Raw genomic sequence first — 24,654 nt, 5'->3', positions numbered from 1 at the left:
ATCAATCGGATAGTAATTCGTGATTTCTGAGGTTTGCGGATTGTTTGTTCCGTAGATGTTTCGTTGCGTTACCGCATAATACGAAGTCGTTCCGTTGGAGAGTGTTGCTCGATGTCCGTTGAGCGTAGAAATTTTTGGTGTGGAACGAATTTTTATATCGCCATCTTGTTCCATTGCGGAAATGTTTGCAAAGAATTCTGGAACAACTTTTCCGAGATTGAATGACCCGAAACCATCAAAACCTCCTATGACACGATTTACGGTGTTTGCTCCAAGTGTAAGATTTGTAGTTGGAAAAAGACTTCCGCTTGTTTGCGTCGGCTCATCACCAATTCCCCAACTGATGCCTGTTTCTACAACCGATAGTTTACTCACATCAATTAGCATCACTTCTATTAGCACCACAGGAACAGGTTTGTCTATTTTTTCAACAAAGTTTCTGAATCGTTTTACACTTGAACTTGGTCCGCTTACATAAAAACTATTCAGTTCATAATCGGCTTCAATTTGTAAGTCTGCAATTAAATCTGCGGGTAAGATATTAATGAGTGCTTCCGCCTGACTCGTATTGGTGTTTGCCAGTCCATTTCCTTGATTGGATTGCCCTGTTCTACTGAGTGTTGTTCTGTTTCCTGAATTTCCTCCTGAGAACGAATCAAATTGATTTCCACTTCCAAATCCTGAACTTTGTCCCACATTACTGCTTCGTGCGCGTGTGGAATTGCCTCCATTGGAATCTGTCAATAATTCTATAGAACGATGCATTAATGGAATGATTGATATTTCTCGTAGACTTAGTTGATTCGCCGTTCCAAAAATGTACATATTTCGATCTTTCTTGAAAGTGAAAAACGATTGATTGATCTCTGTTGATTGGTTATTTTGGTTAGAACGAGAACCTGTATTCGATCTTCCTTGACTTGATGCTATTATAGCCGTTTGTCCTTGATTACTTTCAAACATTTTTGTGAGTAAATCATCAAAAGAAACACGTTTTGATGTGAAGCTTGCAGTTCCCGCATTTGTAAGCGGCGTTGATGTAAAAATATCAATTTCTAATGCTGTTCCAATATCGTGAATGACTACATCAATGGGAACGTTTGTAAAATCGACTTCTATAATTTTTCTTTTTTTGTCTAATATTTTAAAGCTGAAATTCGACTTTCTTCGTCTAGTTCGTGGTTGTGATGTGGTTGTCCCAGATTGATCGTTAGCAACTGTTTGGGCATCATTTTCAAATGTATAAAAGCCGTTACTACCTTTCTCAACATATAATTGATTGGCAAATGCTAGTTGTTCCATAGCAATGTCAAAAGGTGCATCTTTTACATAGAAGGTAATTTGTTTGTTTTCAATATCAGGAGAAAATACTAGGTTTTTTCCTGTTTTTTCCATGATTTTTTTAAATGCAGTGTATAGCGTATCATTCTTGATATCCAAACTAATCACGTCGTTCTTCATACTATATGCAATGGGAATCTCTCTCATCACAGGTTTTTCTACAGGCTTGCTATATTTTTTTATCGCTAGAATGTTTCCTGTAAATTCAATGGTAAGTTCGTGTTCTTTACAGAGAAAAGTTAGTAAATCTGATACCGTAACATTTGGAAAGTTCGTTGATGTGGAAATTTTGTTTAAATCAGATGAAATATTGAAATTTAGCTTGTGAACTTCCGCGATAGCGAGCAAAAAACTACTAAGCGACACATTGTTGATGCTGATGTCTGTTTTTACATTTTCAGTCAGTCCTACATTGTCTATTGCAAGAACTTCTAATTGTTTTTTAATGGCTTCAATACGTGGTTTTTCCTGCGCAAGCAGTGAAAAATGCATCAAGCAACATAATATGATAAGAAGTATTTTCTTCATTCTTTTTTAGTTTGATAACAGTGCATATACTTCTTCAATGGACGTTGTGCCATTTTCGATAAATGTGATTGCATTGTCTTTTAGTGTGTGTATGTTTTTTTCTTTCAGATAATCTGAAATTTCAGTTTCATTTTGTTTGATATGATTGATAAGCTGTGTTCCAATGGGAATGATTTCGTAGATGGCTTTTCTACCGAGATATCCTGTTTGATAACAAGCATTACAACCTACTGCTACATGATGTGTGTTAATATGTTTGGGCAGTACAACATCTTTTGGCAACGTCGCTGTTGCTATAGAAGCTACTTTTTTACAATGATGGCAAAGTTTTCGAACTAATCGTTGCGCCACACTCATGTTCAGTGTACTTGCGATAAGAAAAGGCGGAATGTCCATATCAATCAATCGTGAAATCGTTGCCCAGGCGGAGTTGGTGTGTATGGTAGATAATACCAAATGTCCCGTAAGCGCTGCACGAATTGCCATATTGGCGGTTTTTGCATCACGAATTTCTCCTACCATGATAACATCAGGATCTTGACGTAAGAAAGTTCGAAGTGTACTCGAAAAATCGAGTCCGATATTTTCTTTGAGTTGTACTTGATTGATACCTTCTAATGTATATTCAATCGGATCTTCAATGGTGAGAATATTGGTTTCTGCATCATTTAATAGTTTGAGTGTTGCGTATAATGTGGTAGTTTTTCCAGAACCTGTCGGTCCAGAAATCAAGATGATTCCGTTAGGTTTTTTGATGATTTCTTTATAGGTGTATAGTTCATCATCAGAAAAACCAAGTTCATCCAAATTGATATGATTGGCATCTTTACTTAAAATACGAAGCACAATTTTTTCTCCGTGTAAGGTTGGCAGAGAAGATACACGAATGTCAAATTCTCCTTGCGCATTATTGATTGTAATACGTCCGTCTTGTGGCAATCGTTTTTCAGAGATATCAAGTTGTGCTTTTATCTTAATTTTATTGATGATTACAGGATATTCTGCTGATGGAATGACATATTGTTCTTTTAGTTTTCCATCCAATCGAAAACGAATACGACAGGAATGTTCATACGGTTCAAAGTGAATATCACTACTGCCAATGTCTTTTGCTGCCATGATGATTTTTTGTAAAAAATCGTCTGTGTAGTGTAATGCTTCTGCTTTGCTGCTTGTAGTTTTACGAAAGTTTGTGGCTAAATATTTGTCAATTGTTTCCGCAGTAGTTACTTCAAGATTGATTTTTTGATTAAAAACAATCGAGAGTTCTTTTTTTAATGATTCATCGGTAGTCTCCGCTAAAAACGTAATGATTCCATTTTCATTTTCTTTTGGAACAATGCGATAGTGATACGCTTGCGAACTGCTGATGAGTTGCTGCAACGAAACGTGTATGTTGTAGTCTTGTACTTCCATTTTAGATGCTGTATATATTGGATAAAAAACCTGTCCAATTCAGTAGATAGACAGTCATAAAAAATAAACTCATGTAACCTGCGAGTGGTACGGATGTTTCCTGTGTTTTATTTTTAAGTAGTATATGTAAAAGCAGAGAAAATAATAAGGAAAACACAAAGAATATGATAAATGTTGCTATGGGAAATGCGATACTTACTGCTAGAAAAAATAGGACATCACCTAAACCGAAAACTTGTTGTAAGTCTGTTTGTAATTTGAATTTTGAATAGGCTTGGAGCACTAAAATAATACTAAAAATAATCCCTAGATTGATAAGTGATGTTGTCCAAAATAGTTCAAAAAAAGTGTTCGTATAGTACAAATATGCAGCAGTAAAAGCGACTATTGGAAATAGAAACCAATATACTTTTCTTTCTTTGATATCTTGAAAAAGTATGCTCATAAGCGACAGAATTAATATGATTTTAATGAGAACTATCAATCTTTTACAATTTCTTTTGGATTCCCTTTTTCATCAATTTCCCATACGTTACGGACTCCATCACCATCAAAGTCTTCCACAGCTTCTGCGCGTGCTTTAAATGTTGCGCCTTCTGCCGCAGTTATTTCATAGCGATACCGTGCTGTGCCTCCTTTGTCTGCTGTAATTGGTGGTTGAAAATCTATTTCGTTAAAGTCGTTAGAGTAACGCGAATACAAATAGCGATACTGCGTTTGCATGGAGTGAATCGCTTTGAGTTGTGTTTGCGCTTCTATAGATTTTGCCTTGGAGATATATGGCATTAAATTGGGAAGTGCTAATAAGAGTAAAATTCCGATGATCGCCAGTACAATCAGGATTTCTTGTAAATTAAATGCTTTAACTTTATGGTTTACTAATGATTTTTTATGGAGTTTCATCTACGTTCTTTTTCAATATCAATTCGTGTATTCTAACAGACTCAGAATAGGGAAAATTGATAGTGACAAGGTAACGAACGTGTGTGTTTTATTTTTGACGCTTATATATTTTTTGGGAGTGTTTTTTGTTAGAAATAATGTTCTTTTTTCCTTGACAAAGTAGGATATCTTAAGTAATGAGTTGTGATTCTATTTCGTTCAATATTAAATTATTCTTGGCTTACCAATTTAAACCACAAAAGGAAATGAATCCCTTATTTTATTTATTCTAAGAAGCTTTTATTACTTCAAAGAACTAAAATGAGCCCCTTAATTGAGGCTCATTTTTCACTTAAATTATTGATAATCAGTATTTAATTTTTGTTTTTTTCAAAAGCATCATTTTGCCCCCATTACTTTGCTATTTTTATTTCTAAACTAATTGTCATCGTTAGTTCTCTTTTCATAACGCCTCCCTAATCTGTAAAGAATAAAAAAAAGAATAATTAAAAAAGTAATAGGTATCATTTTTAAAATAGCATATGCGATATCTATATTATCTGAAAAAACTATGAGATATATAGACCCTAAAATCACTATTAAAATGAGAGCTGCTATGACATAAAAACCATTTTTCATTTTAATTCCTTAAAGTAAAAATTCAATACTTCCCATTCATCTTTAGAGTTTTTTTCTAACTTTAGTATAATATTCGCTTTGCCATTTTCTCCATAAACATCGATCTCAATTTGTGCTTCTTTTTTTTTCAATACTCCTTGAGGCATCAAAGAAAAATCTTTTATTTTTCCTATACGTTCTTCGACTTTTTTACTTTTTAAAATTTCCTTTTTAGCAAACTCATATGCATCAGAATTTGAAACTTTAATTGCAGCACCTATGCTTCCAATAGCTATTAATAAAATTATTGCTCCAACAACAATTAAAAAGACTTTTAAAAATTTTTTACTCATTTTTATCAGTTAAAGTGTTGATTATTTCAAAAAATAAAGATTTATATTTCTCCATATTATTTCTAATAGCACTCCCCCTGTAAATTACAACTTTACTACCTTGTTTTTTCCAAACAATTAGTTCTGCTATATCTACTTTGTAAGCTTACAAAAAGGGTAAGTCTTCACAATGAACATAAACAAGCCCCAAAAAGGAGCTTGTTATTTATTTAAATTACTGATAATCAATATTTAGTTTTAGGTAATTGATAAAATCACCCGTTTGGGACACTACCCATTCTGTACCATTACTATCATTATATCTAAATCTTTCATCAATTCATTTGTAAGTGGTTTTATTCTTTCTAGCATTCCTTCTAAATTTTCATATTCTTCTTCAATAAGTTTGTTATCAACAAAACCTTCATCATAACTAGACCAACCTAGTTCTGAATGGATCTCCCATTTATTATTTTTATTTGGGAAAAATGTAAAAGAAAAACTTAAGCAGTGTAGATCATTTTTTAAGGGTACAGATAAATCTGCATTCAATGAACTTGAAATAGACGGATATTTCTCATCTGGATAACCAATAAAACTTGATGTCCTTGAGACATTTTTAAATTCTTTTAATTTCTTTAACTCTACTGCTTTATTTTCTAAAATAACTTGAAAATCAACAAGAGTCCCAATCAAGTTTTTAACTTGTTCTGACATAAAAATATTTTAATTTATTTATTTTTTAGGGTATTTCCCGCTTTTACTCTTATCAATAGCTTTAACAATTTGCTCTGGAGTTGCTGTGACAGAAACGTGACCTGAAGGATTTCCATTTACACCTCCATCTACTTTGACCGTTCCTTTAGGTAATTTATTTGTATCTACAGCCATATACGGTTTACCAGGTTTCATAACGGTAGCACCATCTAAAGGGTTTGAGTTATGAGCTCTAAAAGAAACTGCATCATCACCAGGTCTATATTGCACATCTTTTATTGCTGAATCATTTGTTCTACCTCCTCTATAAATTGTATCTGGAATATCATCAACAACATCCGCTGCTTTCGATGCAGATTTCGAAGCTTTTACAGCTTTACTTACAACATTTAGAGCTTTACCTGTTCCAAACCCAACAGCTTCTTCAGTAAGGTTCATCCCTCTATCAGCAATATTATCTGCAATTGCATCAGTATCTCCATCAGCAACAGCAGATACAAGGTTGATATCATTTACAATAGCATCTCCGATTGGTCCACCTACAGCACTTAAGCTTAATTGAGATAAAGTTCCCCAAGGATTTTTTTTAACCGTTTCATAAACCTTTCCTGCTGTTTCCCTAGGATTCGTTACAGCATGCCATTTTCCTTTTAATTTATTAACGTAAGAATTTCCTACTTTTTTTAAGAAATTCCAGCAAGTTTCACAATTTCCATCAGGATCTGTATAATTAATAGGATTATCTAAACCGTATTTATATGGCGTCCAATCATAGAACTCTTCTGCCATATTGTCTACAGAAAACCATCTACCTAATGAAGCATCATAATTTCTAGCTCCGTAATCAATCCAATTAAGATCTAATTCATTCTGCTCTTCTTTTTCACCATTAAATCCATATCCGTATTGATGATCTCTCCCTGTAATCTGGTTATTATACCCTTTATGTTTCAAGCCAAAGGGATAGAAGTTATTTTCTTCCTTGATTTCAGTTTCAGCTTTGATGATTCCATCTCCATCAATATCTTCATAGGAAAGTCTGATGTTTCCTAAGTGATCTTTGTATTGATAGGTGTAGTTAAATCCTATGATTTTTGTTGGCTTGTTTGGATCAAATTGTGGCTCTACATAGCCTTCTTCACTATTAAAGAACGTAAGTGCAGGCGTAGTTTGCGTATTTGATTTTTTGTAGATGTAATTTCCAGCATATAAGGTGTTTTGTACACTTTCATTGCTTTGGTCATTCACAATTTTCTCTTGCTTTACCCCGCTTGCATCGTAAATGTAAGAAATACTACTGCCATTATCAAATGAAATTTGTATCGGTAGGTTTAAGTGATTGTAACTGATACTACTAATGCCTTTATTTTTATCTTGGATCATATTTCCGTTGGCATCATAGCTATAGTCATTACCTACGGTATTTCCATCTTTAAATCCAAAGTCAATTGCAACATGATCGGTTACTTTTTCCAATTGATTTCCGTTGTACTCGTATACCAACTGATCCATCACACCAAATATAGTAGCTGCCTGATTTCTGTGTCCGCTACGTTGAAGGCGTTTTATGTTTCCATTCACATCATATTCTACTTCATCTAAGTTGTAGTTTCCTGTATTATCCACAGCACTTATAATTCTGTTTAAAGGGTCATAATCATATACATAGTTCTTTAACGAGCTGTCTTGTCCTTTAGTTTTCCATGAAGTACCAGAGATATTTCCATTGAATAATTGCTTAGTTGGATCAGCGATATCATTGTAATTAAGCGCAAAGCTAAACAAGTCATTTCCTTGATTGTTGACATCATTGATTCCTTTGAGCCAACCTCTTACATTGTAGGCATAATCTACCTCTTGTAATTCTTTTTCTAAATCAACTAAAACTAGATCGTTAATTTTACTATCAATATGGTACATCGCCACATCCCCAAGTAATGGCGCACCATTGTCTACTATTGACGAAACATAAATGATTTGATTGTTCTGCAAATAGTATATTTTATGATCTCTACGTTCTATCTTAAACTCATCGCCTGCTGAATAGGTTGCTACATCCCAAGTGATACTTCCATTGTCTCTGATATGAACCTCTCTTGTAGATGTGGTATAAATGGCATATTTGATACTTTGATAACTATCGTTACCAACTACATCAGAGAGTCCTATCATCATGGTTTTGTTTGACTGAGAAAGTATATAACTCAGGTATCCATCACCTGTAATAGTCTCTACTGTAGTAAGTCCACCATCCCATGCGGTAGCTGATGTTTTAGCGAGTTGCTCTTTATCTTGTGTAATATTATTAATATTCGTGTAAGCACTTATTTTTGGCAAACGACTACCTACTTGTTTTTGTACTAATTGCCCTAATTCATCATAGTGATTTCTAGCAATCAGTTCTTTATCTTCATTATTAATTTGCTTTGTCTGATAGCGCAATCGGTTATGAGTATCATACATATACTCATCACGAGTTACGATTGGATCATTGTTTTCCTGTTTGTGTGTAGTATTGGTCTTCAGTACTTTTCCTGTAAAGTCCAATAAACTACTAACAGCATCGCTAGTATCAAGATAATCATTTGTTGAACTTGTATGAATTACACGTCCTTTTTCATCGTAATAAGACACCGTTGTGATCCAGTCATTAGTCTCTAGTACACGTACTTTACTTCCTGTTGCCATACCTTTGACATTGCTTGTGAAATCTTGTCCTAACACAGAATACCCAACGTATACATTTTCTATCGCGGTATCTGGATCACAAAAAGAAGCATCTCCAACGAGGGTTCCCAGATCACTTGTGATTACCGAATGAAAAGTTTCTCCGTTTTTCTTGTATAAGATTTGATTCCCTGAGCGTTCTACTCTAAAGGTGTCTCCTATGTTGCAGTAGGTAGCAGGGAAGGATTCTGGTAATCCATTTTTATAAGCGTATACACGTTTGCTGGTTCCATAGCCTGTGTATATGGCATAATCCATCGTATTATAATGTATTGCACCTGCCGTTGCTTCGCTAGTAAGTCCGACCATTACACGCTGATTGTCAGTTTGAGTAATGGTATATTGAATGTATCCGTCACCCTGAATCGTAGCTTCGGTATCAAAGCCTGAATTTGTCCATGAGACTGGTAATCCTACACTTTTTTTCTGAACAATTCCTGTCGTGGTCACTCCATCATTTCCATTAAGATTGTAATTCGCCTCGAAGGAAGTCCCTGTATCCCAATTATAATTGTCATAGTAATTGATAGTAAGCACTTCTAATCCCGTTGTTGGGAAAACACTATTACTGTAAAATACAGAGCTATCTCCAATGAGATTAGATGTAGCTATTTTTGTCTCATATAAACTATTGCTTGTAGCAACGGTATTCTGTAGGTTTTCCCTAGTGGTATTGGTAGCACTTATATATTTCCCTGTATAAACGACTCTTCCAAGCGCATCGTATTTGGTAAAAAGCCAAGTATCAGTATTGCTTAAGTTTACATCTTGGGTAAGTACTGGACGATCAAGCGTATCATACACAATATATTCCCATCCTTTGCCAGGGATTTTCTTTTCAATGAGTCTGTTTCGATGATCGTATTTGTATTGATAACAGAATTTATTTAATACATCGTTTGTAAAAATATCCGCTTGAGCTGATGCCATAGGAGGTAATACATAGGTTAGATTTCCAAAGTCATCATAGATGTAATAAGTATTTAACTGTTTTGCCCCATCATAGGTGCGTTTTAGTACGATTTGTCCAGATTTGTTTTTAAACTCCTCAGTAGTGTGATCGGTTGGATACGTTTGATTTGGCTGCCAATTTTCATCTTTCGTAACTGTTTTGGTAAGTTCTCCTGTTGGATAAACACCATTAATCACTAACTGAATATCTTCTGGCTGACCAAAAGGATGCGTTACATCATAACGTTTTACAGCATCTACAACAGCATCATTAAGATCATATTCCATTTTAATGGTGTGATTAAATTCTAATGACCAATCTTTCCCTGGTGCTGCTACTTGAGTCGGTCTGTCAATCTCATCATAGACATTGGTGCTATAAGATGGATATAAAAGACCTGTCTCTGGAGTGTTATTGGCAATGTCATCAAGCAGGTCTTCAGGAATATTCTCCAAAGCATTTAGCATGGTGAGTCCTCCGTTACTGGTAGTAAAAGAGGCTACTTCATCTTGATATTTATTATGATAGAACTGTTGTTGCTCTTTAATCTCCTGATTGATGTCTGGATTGGTATTAGGCGCGCCAACTACTTTATTGACAAAACCGCCACCTTTTTGAGTCCCTACGTATGGTAAAAAACTGGTATTAGCGCGTCCATAGCTATCATAGGAAATAATAGTTTTAATATCTCTATTATCTTTTGGTGATTGTCCGATAGCCACTTGTAACTCTGCGCGTCCCATACCATCAAAATAAGTGACTTGTTCAATCTTGTCTTTCTCTGCAATATTTGAGAGTTCTACTAAATATACTGGTTGTTGGTATGCCACACTATGTACATAGTTCTTGTTTTGACTAATCCCTTCCGTAGTGGTCACATCAGGACAGCCGTTATACTGACCAAAGGTATTAGGACAGCTATCTCCTGCATTGGCTACATAACCCGCTGGCGGTGACCCTGCACAGGACATGGTAACGACTTCAATATCTCCAAAACCATCACCATCACTATCTTGATAATATAGGGTTGATTGTTTTAGATTACCATTGGTATCATCGCAGTCTAATTGTAAATAGGAAAAATTCTGTAATACGGCATCCGCTCCGATAAGTACTGCATTGGGATCAGTTGGTGTACATGCTTTCTCAACACTTCCGATGACAAAAAAACCATCACCGTCTCCATCAACTAATACTGCCCAATTGGTATTAGGATTGATCTGCGGATCAGTATCATCACAATCACTGCTATTGCAGACTAATTTATTGAGTTCTCTAAACTCTGGAGTTACGGTCTGTGTGCCTGTATAGGCAGTAGTTCCTCCAAAGCCATCGCGGTCTAAATCGTAATAATATGTATCACAATTCACAGGACCGAATTGCGCTTGCATGGTGGCTGTAAAACCACAGATAAGCAAAAGGGTATATATGTATTTTTTCATTTGTATATGTGGTTTTAGTTATTCTTATAGTGGTAGTTGTTGGTAGTTAGCACATGCTGATCGTGATCTAAGGTGTGCTTAAGACGTCCCATACTATCGTATATGTAGTACATACTCCTGCCTCGTGGATCAGTTGTTCTTGTCACTCCAATAAGTGGATCATATACATAAGTACTTACCATTGATTGTGGCAATCCATCGCGAAGTGCTTGTAAGGTATTCTCTAAGGTTGTTCCAGTCATATTTTGAATACTGTTCTCATCCACAATGGCAGCAACTTGGCTGTAGGTAGCATTTTCAATTTTTGCGATCGGGTAATTGTAATTATATCCCCATAGGTAAGTAATGTGCGTTCCATTGGTTTTTGATACCTCACGTACTTGTCCGTATTTGTTATATCCGTGATAGCTTACACGTTCTTCAAGAGGATTGGTCTTTTTAGCCCCTGAGACCGATTGCAATAATAAATTTGTAGGATTGGTTGCAGGATCAGTTCCTGTAAAACTTCCATATTGACTTACTGCGGTTTGCATTAGCGTTGCATCTTTATACTGTTGTGTTTTTAAAGGAACCGTGAGTCTGTTTTCGGTAAGTAATCCAGTATGATTTTCTTCATAAGGATAACGAATCACTGTTTCATATACATCTCCCTTACTATCGGTAAAACGTGTTTTGGTTGGATTGTAATGATTGGGAACGCTCTCATAGAAAGTCTCGGTCACCTGCGTAAGTTCACGTGTTCCTTCTTTGCTAATTACCGTTTGTCGGTTAGGAAGCTTTTGGCCTGGCCAAATGTTGTAAAGGTTTAGTGAAATATCACAGCCATTATCATTCACACAATCCATTACATTATCATGACTTGCAACATCAAAAGGAAATAAATGATATTCTCTACTCAGTACAAAGCCTAGAATATTATTTGTACTCTGTTCTTCAAAGGTTTTGTATCCTGTAGCAGTACTACTTTTTCCTGTGATTTCTTCTAATTCAGGGTTTCCACCTACCCAATCTTGAGTATACGGCGCTCCTGGAAAAGCTATGTCTGTTGAAGCTGGCGTATAGGTGCGTCTTACTTGTCTGGTTTGTGAACTTCCCGCATCTAAAGTACTGTAACCCGTTTCGGTGGCTACCTCATGGATATTTTCAATCACTGTCTTGTAGCCTGCATAGCCTGATTGTGTAGTCTGTAAAGGCACCCAACTTTGTGATACATATTTATAAACACCACCTGTACCTACTGAAAAATAGAAAGGCTGACTTAAAATATAGCCATCACTATAGTCAAAGCTTTTGTAAGCTGTAAGTTTTTCTTGGTCATAGGTCTTGATGGCTTTTACGCGAAGCCCTCCAAAGTAATCAAATACTTCTGTAGTTTGATTAGGGTTGTCATCAAACCATGAAAAAGTCACATCGCTGTAATAATCCACTAAATTATACTCAGCATTGGTTGCGCTAATCTCTATTTTTATTTTATAGGTTCTCCCTTTATCCACTAATAGTGAACCCGATTCCCATATAGAAAAACGCTGCACTAGGGTTTCATTGAATCCATTTACTTCATAGAGATCAAAAAACATGGAGTTACATACCTGATCTGCACCCGTGTAGAGTGCATCGACATTGTCACATCGATTTGAAAATCCGAAATACTCCATTTGGACTTTATTTTCATCACTCGCTGATGGTTTGGCATCATTACTTACGGTAAAATTATTTGACCAAAATACATACGTAATTTCATTTCCATTCTCTGTGAGACTGTGCTGATTCGAAGCTACTGCTTCAACTTTTACTTTATTTTCTATATAGGGAGGCAAAACAACATTACGTACATCTCCACGATTATTTTCAAAGTATAATTTAGTAACACCACCTTCTGGATAGGTAACTTTATTTAAAATACAAGCACTACTGTAGTCAGGATCTACCTCACGATTGGCTTTTTGACTGGTACTGATACTGTAATATGGAATTAAATTACTATTACTTTTTCCATTGTAATAGCCCCAATGATCCTGTGCATAAGATCGTTTGTGAGGAAGCATTATATCTGTGTTATAACCAAAACTATAGCTATAATCATCCGAAGGATTGTGTCCGCCATAATGCCCTTCAAAGGTTACTTTTTGTAAATACAATCGTTTGTTTAAAAAACTGTCGGTGTTTGCTGAAATGTACCCATTAGTTCCTGTAGCAATAAATTCACTATTAGTTACATATGGACTATTGAAATATCCATGCGTAAGTTTGATACGCTGAGTAAGTTGATTATCACTGTTATAGACTTCTATATATTGCAAGCGTTGTTTACTAGATTGAGTATCTAGACGATTGGTTGCATCGCGTACAAAATGCAGCGAGCCTTTACTACTTGTGATTTTAGAAAGTAGCGTATAATGACGTTTGGTAATAGAATAGGTGTCAATACGTTTTTTCTCCGTAAGTTCTTCTCCACTTTGATGTGTAATGAGTGACTGTGAACCTTGCGTGGTAGTGATATCATTGAATGGGTACGCTGATGGATAACCGTCTAATATTGGACGATCATACTCTAAAGTAATCACATCTCCGTTTGGACTGGTTACACTTATCAAATTCCAAGTTTCAATATAGCTATTCCCTTCTCCATCTTCTGGAGAAAGTTCTATTTGACCTGAAACACTTTGAAAGGTATCTGCACTATGGAATTTATTTCCTTCTGTAAATTCATACACGATACCATTTGTATCAGTAATTTTCCAACCTGTGATGATATCACCTGTATAACTTGGAGCAATCTTTACGTTCTTATTGGGAAACTGCACAATTTCTCCTTTTGGATTTACATCACGTTTTTGATTAAACATAAAACGTCCTGACTGCCCAAACATACTATAATTAAAGTCATCTGGCTCATAGTCAAAACGCTGATCGATGGCTTGTTGTCCTGTGTAGTATGCACAGCCATTAGGGTCATTGGTAATAGTTTGGTCACATACATCTTTTATGTACTGAACCGTATATTGATTGTAAATAAATCCATGAGTACTATCATCTGGATAGCCTCTGACAGTACGACTGATTTGTCCTCCTGCTGAGAGGCTCCAACCGAGTCCAACCCAACTGGATTCTTCACTCACGCGGTGACCACCTGCGTGATACGATAAATTAACGGGTGCGGAAAGCTCTCTTCCTTGTAAGGTATAGATCGGCACACCAACATTAGGAATACCATTATAATACGAAACAGGAACTTCGCTGTAACGAAGTAAGGATGCCACTTCTGGCGCTTGAGGAATAACTGCTGGTGTGCTGTATTCTGTATTACTGATCTGAGCATAACTCAGGGTAAAACAAAATAGCATGCAGACCACGGCAATACGATTTTTCATATAATTCTGATTTTTGTTTATTAATTATTTTTATTTTAAAAAGATTCTTGTGTAGCTATACTGCCGCTTTCAAAGCAATATGTGATGTAGTTTTTACCATTTTCTTTGAAATCACACGATTTTTTCGAAAACTCACAGGTAAGACCGTTTCCCCTTTGAGATATACCAAGCGATACTTGGATTCATACGATTTTAAATGACTCATATTGATTAAATAAGAGCGATGAATACGAACAAATCCATCATCTGAGAGTTCTTCTTCATAGTATCCAATCGGTTTACAACTTAGCTGACGTGTACCATCTGTTAAATGAAACCATGTATAACATTCGTTGGCTTCTATATACCTAATCTGTTCTTTTAGCAAATACTCACCCTTGTGTTTGCTACCCAAACGAATATGTTTAGTGCTGTTTGAAATATCCTGTTTGTAGTTGTTTTTTTCTTTTGTCATTTTCATGTATTGCTGTTTTTAAATTTCTAGTCTTTTTTAGCTTGGGTGATTCTTTAGGAATTGGGTTTGTAAATCAAAGTAGGGCACTTTTTCTGTTCGATACAATTATTTTGTATAAGCGTCAAATTGCCACCAGCAAGCGTCATATTTTGATAAAATATTATGTTTTTTCTTGTTAATTTCATGTTAACAAATAATTTTAAATCATAATGATTCCTCTTGCAAAAATGTTGAAACTCATCAAATTTTTGCACGTAATTCTAGTTGCAGTCCTGTCATTGCAGTAAAAAATATTTAGGGTAGTTTTTCTAAGCAGGAGTTAAAAATTGACTTCTGTTTTAAAAAATTATATGAGTGGGTGAATGTTTTCAAAAAGGAGCTATTCCATTACAATTTATTCCCAAACTAAAAATTGAATTCCCTAAGTTGCTTGATGTGGCCATTGAGACATTAGATTCATTATCAGAATTTGAACTTTTTGAAGTTACACAACTTAAAAATTATACTGATTTAGGAATCAATCTCAATAAGCGTGAACTAAATAGACATTGGCAAATTAACGGCTTTGATCTTCTCAAGAAAATTGGATATCCTACTGATTTACAACATCCTTACGTGAGTTTAAGCAAAGGATATATTTTACTGCAAACACTCAATCAAATTCTAGATAATAAACAAAAATATCCCTGGCTGTATTTAATTCAGAATTTTAGACCTGTAGCTGATCTAACAGAAGGAATGAACATCATTGATCGGAAAATAAATAAATTATCTAAAAAATTAGACTATTTAAAAAAAAGGCAAAGCTTATTGGATATTTAGTATACCGAACATGTAAAAAAGCGTGAGTACATTCAATCGCAAGTAAGCGGTTTATTTGTATCAAGAAAATGTATTGAAACCTACATTAAAAATATACTTGATAAGCAACTTGAACAAATGGATTTCATCAATACTGATGTAGTGGATTACGAGCCGAAAATCCCCAAATTTTACTTTGATAGCTTTGTTGCGGGAATGAGTTTATTATATTATAAACATAAAAAACCAACGCTTTTACAAGTAGAAAGTTTTAGTAAAGAAAAGAAGGTTGCTAGCGATGAACTATTACAAGAAGCCATTGAATTAAGTGCCATTGATTATGTTAGAGATAGATACTTCCATGATGAAAACTATGTTTGGATAGATGGAATGCGTTATTTTTGGCAGAACTTGTAATTCGATAGAAGTTTTGTGGATGATAAACAACGATCTGAACATAGCCATATACTGCCCTTACCTATCGCTATGATGATTGCAAGATATTTGCAAATGAATGAAGATACTTCAGTTTTGATACCACCGCAGGAACAGGAAATTTATTGGTTCGAGCAAATAAACGCGTTACCCATGCCAACGAAATTTCTAAATTGAAAAGAAGATCACTAAATTTTTTAGATTTTAGTAAAATTACTAAATACGATCCTACTTCGCCTTATCCAAAAGAAATGCATAAATCCTTTGATCTAGTAGTTTGCAATCCGTCGTTTATGAAATCTACCAATACCAAAAATGAAAAACTAGATATTATTGAACAGCATTTTGACAATGCTTATTTCATGGCTGATGATTTTCAAGTTCGTGAATTGATTATGGCGCTTGCACTATTAAATATGAAAGATGATGGAAAAGCGGTTATTGTTCTAAATTCTCATATATCATTTGATGAACAAGGCATGATAAAACACAAAAGAACATTTTTAAACTGGCTTTATAAGCATTATCATATATGTGATATCATCAATCTAGATTCCACAATCCTCACAAAAGATAAAAATAAGAAACAGAAAAAAATGTTGGCACTTATTAATGAACGAAAAACAAAGCCACTCTAATACGCCCACAAAAGAAACTCAACCACACCTAGCCGATGTGATTGGTTCATTGTATGAGCTTTGGGAACGCTTAAAAAGAAATCGAATCCCAAGTATTGATGTGATGATTAAACAGCTTCAAATTGCTGTAAAACAATAATGAATCAAAACTTATTGATTGCGGGCATTACGTAAGTTTTTTTGTCGCTCTGATGAGTTCAGCATATCCATTTACAAAGTACTTAGAAACTTTAAGTACTCCATAAACTGCCATACCACAAATGACTACTTTAGTCACAGGGTGCGTCAGTATCTTTTTTGAATCAATGAGTGGCTTGGTAGATTTAGGAATTGAATCCAAATCTAGCTTATCTAAAATTGATTTTCTTTTAGTTTGTTTTTTACGTACCATTTTTCCGCGTATTTATGTTATAATTACATGAGAAAACGGATACTTTTTAGCGATGGATAAACAGCTAAAAATCTAATAAAATATAGTGGAATTTAAGGTGTCAAAAAAGTACCGTTTCAGAGTACCGAAAAGCATGGAAATTAACCATTTTTCGGACTTCTTACCTTGTAAATTACTGAAAATCAGATATACAAAAATTAACCAACTGCTTGTTGTTTGTAGCAATATTTATTCTATTTTTTAAATCGAAATACAAACTTGTAAACCTTTCAACTTCTAAACTTCTAATTGATCTATTCGTTTTTCTTTTTTTGTGAAATTTTTCTACGAGAATAATTATTCAATACAAATTTCAAATCGTCAGTTTGAGCAGCATCTAGTAGAAATCGAAAAACGCTCACCTTGAGCGCAAAATCAAAACACGCTATCAATGAAGATAACGTGTTTCAAATCTAACGATAATAATCATAAAGATTATCGCACTATTGTTCCTGTTGGGAATGATGAAGCGTTTAAGTTAAAGTCGTTAGTTGCTGGCGCAGTGTCATTTCCTGCAGTTCCTACTAGGGGCTTTAGTAAGAATGGCGCCGGACTGTTGTCTGGACTAGGCTCTACAGAAATTACTACGGTACGTCCGCGTACATCTAATGGGAATGTAAAACCTGCTGGTTCGTTGAGGAAAAAGTCTTCTCCAGGAATTGGAGGTCCTACTGTATTTTCAGCTCCGCTAAATCCGTTAAACTCATCAACAGCTCCAAAAGTTGTAAATGTTCCTGTTGTCAATGGTCCTACACCATCAACGACAACCCAACCTTCATATTTCCAACCATCTGCTAAAGGTGGCAAGTTCAAACCAGATGTTGGTGGCATTCCTGGATTGCCATACCAAACACCATATTGATCGTTTCCATTGTTTCCTGCTCCTGGCATTTCATCCGTTGGAGTTCTTAAAAAGAATACACCTGAAGCATTATCAAAGTTTCCGCTACTTGTTACAGGATTCAATCCTACACTTGCGGTGTTTCCTGAAAAATCTCCTGCTAATAATTTTGTAGCTGCTGGTGCTGGATCTGGGTCAACAGTTGGTTCAATAGAAAGCACAAAAGTTGTCGCTGCGGCTAATTGATCTGCATTTACCGCAAAAGAAGTTCTTGATAAAGCTCCTGAATCATTTACCGTAAATGTTCCTGTTGAAACTGGACTTCCATCTACAATAATCCATCCTTCATATACAAAGTCTGCACCTAAATTTTCTAACCCATTAAGGTTTACATTTAAATTGGATAATGCTACTGTGGCATCATCATCGTTACTACATGAGACAGCGAAGAATCCTAACGCTAATCCCAAAAACATTTTTTTTATCATTGCGAGTATTTTTTTATGATTATGATACAAATGTATTGTAGTAAAATCACCTAAAATGTTAGCTAGCTAACACTTCTTAAAAATTTTATATTTTTTTTAAAAAAACTCACTTTTTTGATCTTTTAAAAATTAAGTCATTAAAAATTTCAATAAACTAAATATCAGTCACTTAAATAAATTTAATTAAACAAAAAACACAACATAAAAACAAAACCCAAAACTGTCATGCTGTCATGTCAATTTTGGGCAACTTTTAGTCAAGTTTTAGGGAGAATCAGTAGTTTTTCAAGCTATGTTTTTTAACCGATAAAACGAATTTCTTTTCGATTGAAATCAATGATATTTTCTTCTTTTAATTCGTTCATAATGATGTTTAATGTTGGTCGTGAAGTGCCAATTAGACTTGCAATATCTTTTTGTGTGTATGGATGTTTTACTACATGATCGCCTGTTTCTGGACATTCATATCCATGTTCTTCACAGAGTTCTTTTAGGAATTCTAGCAAGCGAGTTTTGGTATCTTTAAAGAGTAATAATTGCAATCTGCGTTCTAGTTTTTTGATTCGAAAACCGATGAACTTATAAATTTTTAATGTGAAGGTTTGATTATCTCTCATTAAATCGTGCATGGTGTCAACAGCAATTGGACAGATAGACGTTGAATTGTCAACCGACTGCGCAAATTCGTTTCGTTTTTCTTCGCCCAAAATTGCTTTTTCGCCAAACAATTCTCCTTTCGATAAAATTGATTTTACTACTTCTTCTCCATCTTCTGTGTAGTACCCAAGTTTTACTTTCCCTTTGTCAATTAAATAGACTTTGTTGGCGGAATCTTCTTCAAAATAGATATAGTCTTGTTTTTTGTACGCGTCAAATTCATGGCTTTTTTTGTACTTCTTGAATTTATGCGGACATAGGATATTAAAGAGATTTACATCATTAAAATACCAAAGAGAATTCATAATTTGTGTTGTTACTTTTTTTAGGCTTTATCGAGGTTATTAATTCAGAAGTCGCATAAAAAAGTAAGAACTTACAGTAAGGCAAAAAAAAACTCCAGTGAATTGCTGGAGTTTTAAATATATATTTTATAGCTTTTTACACGTGCAATGCTCTATCTTCTGTTGCGGCTAATGCAGCTTCTTTGATTGCTTCTGCAAATGTTGGATGTGCGTGTGACATGCGCGCGATGTCTTCCGCAGATGCTCTGTATTCCATAGCAACAACGGCTTCCGCAATTAAATCGGCAGCTCTAGCGCCAATCATGTGAACTCCTAAGATTTCGTCTGTTTTTTCGTCAGCTAAGATTTTGATGAAACCATCTAAATCCATACTTGCTCTACTTCTACCTAAAGCACGCATTGGAAATTGACCTGATTTGTACGCAATTCCAGCATCTTTTAATTCTTGTTCTGTTTTTCCAACGGCTGCAACTTCTGGCCATGTATAAACAACGCCTGGAATTAAGTTATAATCGATATGTGGTTTTTGTCCCGCAATGATTTCTGCTACCATTGAACCTTCTTCAGAAGCTTTGTGTGCTAACATTGCTCCTTTTACAACATCACCAATTGCGTAAATATTGGAAACATTCGTTTGCAAATGTCCGTTTACTTCTACGCGTCCGCGATCGTCTAGTTTTACACCAGCAGCTTCTGCGTTCAATCCGTCAGTATATGGACGACGACCTACAGAAACTAAACAGTAATCGCCTTTAAATTCTACTTCTTCTCCATTTTTATTATCCGCTTTTACGATTACCTCATCACCAACGCGTTCTACTGATTTTACTTTGTGCGACGTATTGAACTTGATCTTTTGCTTTTTAAGCACTTTCGTTAATTCCTTAGAAAGTCCTGCATCCATTCCCGCAATAATTCTGTCCATGAATTCAATTACTGTAACTTCTGCTCCTAAACGTTTGTAAACTTGTCCAAGTTCCAAACCAATAACGCCACCGCCAATTACTAGCATGTGTTTTGGTACTTCTTTTAGTTTTAACGCTTCTGTTGAAGTGATAATACGCTCTTTGTCTAAATTGATAAATGGCAAGTTTGATGGCTTACTTCCCGTAGCAATGATGATATTTTTTGCTTCAATTTCTTCTGTAGCACCATCATTCTTAGCGATGTTTACGTGTGTAGCATCTTTAAAACTACCCAAACCTTCATATACATCAATTTTATTTTTTTTCATCAAGAAATCAATTCCTCCTGTGGTTTGATCGACAACTGCTTGCTTGCGCGCGATCATTTTTTCAAGATTTACTTTTACATCTCCTGAAATTTCAATTCCATGAGTGTCAAAGTGCTTGATCGCTTCTTCGTAATGGTGTGAAGAATCTAGCAATGCTTTCGATGGAATACAACCTACATTTAAGCAAGTACCTCCTAAAGTGCTATATTTTTCAATGATTGCAGTTTTCATTCCTAATTGCGCACAACGTATTGCGGCAACATATCCGCCAGGACCAGAGCCAATTACGGCTACATCGTATGAATTCATATTCTTGTGTTTTTTGAACTATTTTGATTGTCAAGAATACAAAAGTACAACTATTTTAGGGTTGTGCAATGCTTTGCCGTGAGAAACACTTCTGCTTTTAAACTTGTTTTTATATTGATGCGAAACTCTTAGGTTATTTCGCGATTATGCGATTCAGTTATTTGATTGAAAAAACCATTCAATAGCATTATGAGCTAACTCGGAAAACCTAGCATTTCACCCATGCCAACTGTAAATAACCAACTTCCATAGATTGCATGTTCTATAGAGACTAGAAAGGTAGAACGTGTTTTTTGAAAGGTAAGCGCAAAGAGAATTCCGCCAAGGAAAGTTAGAATTAAAACCAAGCTATTTTTAAAAAAGAAATGTGCCAAACAAAATACAATTGCATTGATAAATACTACTAAATTCTTGTTTTTGAATAGCGTTTCATACCGTAAGAAGAAAAATGTACGATAGATAAGTTCTTGTGGATATACTGAAAACAGACTATATATGAATAAAATGATAATCCAAATTAAAGGTTTGGTTCGCACAATGATGAACAATTTAGAAGCATCTGTAAAGTAAACATAAGCTATAGTAAGTATGATGATTGCACAGAGTAAAAACAGCGTGCGCCGCCAAAATAGTTTCCAGTTTAACGATTTGTTGATTTTGAAACGTTGTTTTTCCACTTTGAGTAAAATCCAAAGTATGTAAAAGAATCCGATGAGAATTGCTGCTATTTTTAGATAGATCGGATACTTCAGTACCAAACTCACGGGCAATGCTATGAATAGTAAAAAGAATTCGGTGAGTTTGTAGGAAGTACTTTGTATCTGCATGCTATACTGCTTTTTCTTTGATTTCTTGTTGAATTTGCTTGGAAGTCTTCCGCGAACCATCATGACTCCATCCTGGTGGATAAAATACGTATTTTAAACGCTGTCGCCAATTTAGATTGGGAGTTTTTACATCATTCCAAATGGCTTTCCATTCGTGAAACACCACATTTACAGGTCCTTTATCTTTTAATTTTGAAGTTAAACCATATTGAATAGGTTCGTAATTGTCTTCTTCTTTTTGAAATGTTCCGAAGATACGATCCCAAATAATGAGAAACATGCCCATATTTTTGTCTAAATATTTTCCATTGGAAGCATGATGTACTCTATGATGTGATGGCGTGACTAAAATCCACTCTAGGAAACCCATTTTTTTGATCGATTCCGTATGCACCAACGTTCCGTAGATTTGCAATATCGCGTACGCCGCCATGACATGCAACGGATGAAATCCTAAGAAAGCCAACGGACAAAAGAATAAATATCTGTACAACGGTTGAAATACCGAAGCTCTGAATCCCGTAGAAATATTAAAGTATTCTGAGTTGTGATGTGTGACGTGAACTGCCCAAAAGAAACGACTTTTATGATCTACATAATGTTGTACGTAATAAGCAAAATCTTGTAGAATGAAAACGCCAATCCAATACCAAAGTGTAAATTCCAAATCTAATACTCGGTAATAATAAAAGTACAACATAATTCCAAACGAAATACCTTTCATCAGCAGATCGAGTCCAAAATTAAACAAAGCCGCATATACATTCGTAGCGGTATCTCCAATGGTATACAACTTGCGTTTTAAAATAGAAGAATAGATCATTTCTCCTATAATTGCAGTTGCATGTATAGGAACACTCCACATGTATATGAATTCTTGTGTTAGATACTTTTCCATCTCAACAAAAGATAAATATAAAAAGTTTCTGTATTAAATATTGATTGATGTGGTATGTTTTACTTCATCAATGACAAATATACTATGCGTATTTCCAATATTTGGAATCGCTGTAAGTTTTGTAACCATGAAATCGCGATACGCTTCCATATCTTTTACCAAAACTTTCAGAATATAATCATAATCACCACTTACATGATAGCATTCTAAAACTTCTTCTAGTTTTATGATTTCACGTTCAAATTTGACAACAAATTCTTTTGAGTGTTGCGTAAGACGAACATGACAATGCGCCATAAAGTTTTTTTCAATTTGTTTTCTATTCAATAACGCCACATATCTTTTGACAACTCCTTCTTTTTCAAGCTTTTTCACACGTTCATAAACAGCAGTTACGGAGAGGTTCAATTTATTAGAAAGCTCTTTATTGGTCTGTTTACTATCATTTTGAAGCAATGTGAGTAATTCTTTATCGGTTTGATCGAGTTTTAACATGGAAAATAATCTATACGTTTATATTTATTAAACTGTCTAATTTATTTTTTTCATTTAAATAGCTAATTTATAGTTTTATTTTCTATTAAATAAAATAATAGTTGATTTTAATTCCTATTTTATTGAATTTTGATTGATATTAAAAACATACTCTTATGAAATTCAATCCCGCAAACAACATTCAAGATTTACAATATTTTGGCGAATTTGGAGGTGTCAATCCTTCCATTTCAGATTCATCAACCTACACGTTTCTTTCTGCAAAAACCATGTTTGATACATTTGAAGGCAATGCCGATGGTTGTTATTTATATTCACGACATAGTTCTCCAAGTAATTTATACTTAGGAGAAGCTTTGGCAGCAATGGAAGGAACAGAAACCGCCAATGTTTCGGCTTCCGGAATGGGCGCAATTACACCTGTGTTGCTTCAATTGTGTAAAAGTGGCGATCATATCGTGTCAAGTCGCACAATTTATGGTGGAACGTATGCTTTTTTAAAGAATTTTACACCGCGTTTTCAAATTGAAACTTCTTTTGTTGATATTACCAAATTGGACATGGTAGAAGCTGCCATCACACCAAACACAAAAGTACTGTATTGTGAAGCAGTAAGTAATCCTTTGTTGGAAGTTGCGGACATTGCTGGACTTTCCAAAATAGCAAAAAAACACAATATACAATTGGTTGTAGACAATACTTTTTCGCCATTATCAATTGCGCCTGCAAAATTGGGTGCTGATATTGTTATTCATAGTTTAACAAAATTTATCAATGGTTCCAGTGATACTGTTGGTGGTGTAGTTTGTGGAACACAAGCATTTATAGATCAATTGCGAAATGTAAATGATGGCGCAAGTATGTTATTAGGTTCAACCATGGATAGCTTACGAGCAGCTTCGGTATTAAAAAATCTAAGAACACTTCATATTCGCATGAAACAACACAGTGAGAATGCCGCTTATTTGGCTGAAATGTTCGAAAAAGATGGTTTAAAAACTGTATATCCAGGATTAGCGTCTCATCCTTCACATAAATTGTTTAAAAGCATGATGAACGAAGATTATGGGTTTGGAGGAATGCTAACTGTAGATGTAGGAAGTATTGACAAAGCCAATGAATTGATGGAATTGATGCAAAAACGCAATTTAGGCTATTTGGCAGTAAGCTTAGGATTTTACAAAACACTATTCAGTGCGCCAGGTACATCGACTTCCTCAGAAATTCCAGAAGATGAACAAGCAGCAATGGGCTTAACAGATGGCTTAATTCGTTTCTCTGTTGGTTTGGATAATGACATCAAACGAACGTATGCAATAATGCGCGAATGCATGGAAGCACTAAATATCTTAAAGCCTGAACTGGTGTAATTTACAATATTTAGTTAACATTATTTTATGTAGAAAGGAACGCCGAAAAAACGTTCCTTTTTCTTTTTTGTATTACAACCTAAAAAGAAATCACTTAAGTAATTCTACTTGATTTAGAATAATTTTTTTCAAATTACGGATTCCCG

The 24,654-nt window shown here is 34.9% G+C and carries 21 protein-coding genes; 5 read left to right on the top strand and 16 right to left on the bottom strand.

The window, feature by feature from the left end; all coding sequences use genetic code 11:
* From KAOT1_RS23175 to KAOT1_RS21845, 9 genes are all read right to left on the bottom strand, one after another.
* A partial coding sequence (locus KAOT1_RS23175) for a type II secretion system protein GspD (protein ID WP_040559322.1) occupies positions 1-1,869 on the bottom strand: 1,869 nt, incomplete at its 3' end.
* A 6-nt stretch (positions 1,870-1,875) separates the two neighbouring features.
* Positions 1,876-3,285, bottom strand: a complete 1,410-nt coding sequence (locus KAOT1_RS04435) for a GspE/PulE family protein (RefSeq protein WP_007093517.1) — start codon at positions 3,283-3,285, stop codon at positions 1,876-1,878.
* A gap of 1 nt (position 3,286) precedes the next feature.
* On the bottom strand, positions 3,287-3,730 hold the full coding sequence (locus KAOT1_RS04430) for a hypothetical protein (RefSeq protein ID WP_007093516.1): 444 nt from the start codon (positions 3,728-3,730) through the stop codon (positions 3,287-3,289).
* A 35-nt stretch (positions 3,731-3,765) separates the two neighbouring features.
* Entirely contained in the window at positions 3,766-4,188 is a 423-nt protein-coding gene (locus KAOT1_RS04425; protein WP_007093515.1) for a prepilin-type N-terminal cleavage/methylation domain-containing protein, read from the bottom strand.
* Positions 4,189-4,802: 614 nt separating this feature from the next.
* Positions 4,803-5,138: a cytochrome c oxidase assembly factor Coa1 family protein gene (locus KAOT1_RS04415; RefSeq protein WP_007093514.1), complete on the bottom strand. Its 336-nt coding sequence runs from the start codon at positions 5,136-5,138 to the stop codon at positions 4,803-4,805.
* A 270-nt stretch (positions 5,139-5,408) separates the two neighbouring features.
* Positions 5,409-5,834: a hypothetical protein gene (locus KAOT1_RS04410; protein ID WP_007093513.1), complete on the bottom strand. Its 426-nt coding sequence runs from the start codon at positions 5,832-5,834 to the stop codon at positions 5,409-5,411.
* Positions 5,835-5,852: 18 nt separating this feature from the next.
* Complete coding sequence (locus KAOT1_RS04405) at positions 5,853-10,955, bottom strand: DUF6443 domain-containing protein (RefSeq protein ID WP_007093512.1); 5,103 nt, start codon at positions 10,953-10,955, stop codon at positions 5,853-5,855.
* A 14-nt stretch (positions 10,956-10,969) separates the two neighbouring features.
* The gene (locus KAOT1_RS04400) at positions 10,970-14,326 is read right to left on the bottom strand and encodes an RHS repeat domain-containing protein (RefSeq protein ID WP_007093511.1); all 3,357 of its coding nucleotides are present in this window, start codon (positions 14,324-14,326) and stop codon (positions 10,970-10,972) included.
* Positions 14,327-14,381: 55 nt separating this feature from the next.
* On the bottom strand, positions 14,382-14,780 hold the full coding sequence (locus KAOT1_RS21845) for a LytR/AlgR family response regulator transcription factor (protein WP_050765210.1): 399 nt from the start codon (positions 14,778-14,780) through the stop codon (positions 14,382-14,384).
* Positions 14,781-15,134: 354 nt separating this feature from the next.
* On the opposite strand from KAOT1_RS21845, the gene KAOT1_RS04390 reads away from it, so the two are divergent.
* The 4 genes from KAOT1_RS04390 (at position 15,135) to KAOT1_RS22720 (ending at position 16,793) form a co-directional block, all read left to right on the top strand.
* Entirely contained in the window at positions 15,135-15,602 is a 468-nt protein-coding gene (locus KAOT1_RS04390) for a hypothetical protein (protein ID WP_007093509.1), read from the top strand.
* A 117-nt stretch (positions 15,603-15,719) separates the two neighbouring features.
* Positions 15,720-15,998, top strand: coding sequence for a hypothetical protein (locus tag KAOT1_RS04385; protein ID WP_007093508.1), 279 nt, complete (start codon positions 15,720-15,722; stop codon positions 15,996-15,998).
* 191 nt (positions 15,999-16,189) lie between these two features.
* Positions 16,190-16,654 carry a hypothetical protein gene (locus KAOT1_RS04380; protein WP_157560033.1) on the top strand — a complete coding sequence of 155 codons (465 nt, stop codon included), beginning with the start codon at positions 16,190-16,192 and terminating at the stop codon, positions 16,652-16,654.
* Complete coding sequence (locus KAOT1_RS22720) at positions 16,629-16,793, top strand: hypothetical protein (RefSeq protein WP_007093506.1); 165 nt, start codon at positions 16,629-16,631, stop codon at positions 16,791-16,793. The genes KAOT1_RS04380 and KAOT1_RS22720 overlap by 26 nt, the downstream gene beginning before the upstream one ends.
* Positions 16,794-16,820: 27 nt before the next feature.
* Here KAOT1_RS22720 and KAOT1_RS04375 read toward each other — a convergent pair whose 3' ends face one another.
* From KAOT1_RS04375 to KAOT1_RS04345, 7 genes are all read right to left on the bottom strand, one after another.
* Positions 16,821-17,045: a hypothetical protein gene (locus KAOT1_RS04375; protein WP_007093505.1), complete on the bottom strand. Its 225-nt coding sequence runs from the start codon at positions 17,043-17,045 to the stop codon at positions 16,821-16,823.
* A 474-nt stretch (positions 17,046-17,519) separates the two neighbouring features.
* The gene (locus KAOT1_RS04370) at positions 17,520-18,413 is read right to left on the bottom strand and encodes an anti-sigma factor (protein WP_007093503.1); all 894 of its coding nucleotides are present in this window, start codon (positions 18,411-18,413) and stop codon (positions 17,520-17,522) included.
* Between the two features lie 299 nt (positions 18,414-18,712).
* A complete protein-coding gene (locus KAOT1_RS04365) occupies positions 18,713-19,375 on the bottom strand; it encodes a Crp/Fnr family transcriptional regulator (RefSeq protein ID WP_007093502.1) in 663 nt (220 codons plus the stop codon).
* 136 nt (positions 19,376-19,511) lie between these two features.
* Positions 19,512-20,918, bottom strand: a complete 1,407-nt coding sequence (gene lpdA / locus KAOT1_RS04360) for a dihydrolipoyl dehydrogenase (protein ID WP_007093501.1) — start codon at positions 20,916-20,918, stop codon at positions 19,512-19,514.
* Between the two features lie 194 nt (positions 20,919-21,112).
* A complete protein-coding gene (locus KAOT1_RS04355) occupies positions 21,113-21,745 on the bottom strand; it encodes a CPBP family intramembrane glutamic endopeptidase (RefSeq protein ID WP_007093500.1) in 633 nt (210 codons plus the stop codon).
* Position 21,746: 1 nt separating this feature from the next.
* Positions 21,747-22,643, bottom strand: a complete 897-nt coding sequence (locus tag KAOT1_RS04350; RefSeq protein ID WP_040559318.1) for a sterol desaturase family protein — start codon at positions 22,641-22,643, stop codon at positions 21,747-21,749.
* Between the two features lie 33 nt (positions 22,644-22,676).
* Positions 22,677-23,138 carry an Lrp/AsnC family transcriptional regulator gene (locus tag KAOT1_RS04345; RefSeq protein WP_007093498.1) on the bottom strand — a complete coding sequence of 154 codons (462 nt, stop codon included), beginning with the start codon at positions 23,136-23,138 and terminating at the stop codon, positions 22,677-22,679.
* Between the two features lie 155 nt (positions 23,139-23,293).
* On the opposite strand from KAOT1_RS04345, the gene KAOT1_RS04340 reads away from it, so the two are divergent.
* The gene (locus KAOT1_RS04340; protein WP_007093497.1) at positions 23,294-24,508 is read left to right on the top strand and encodes an aminotransferase class I/II-fold pyridoxal phosphate-dependent enzyme; all 1,215 of its coding nucleotides are present in this window, start codon (positions 23,294-23,296) and stop codon (positions 24,506-24,508) included.
* Positions 24,509-24,654 lie beyond the last annotated feature (146 nt).

It is taken from the genome of Kordia algicida OT-1, assembly GCF_000154725.1.
Classification (GTDB): domain Bacteria; phylum Bacteroidota; class Bacteroidia; order Flavobacteriales; family Flavobacteriaceae; genus Kordia; species Kordia algicida.
The sequence above is the reverse complement of the archived record's forward strand: the minus strand, read 5'-3'. Positions and strand labels throughout refer to the sequence as shown.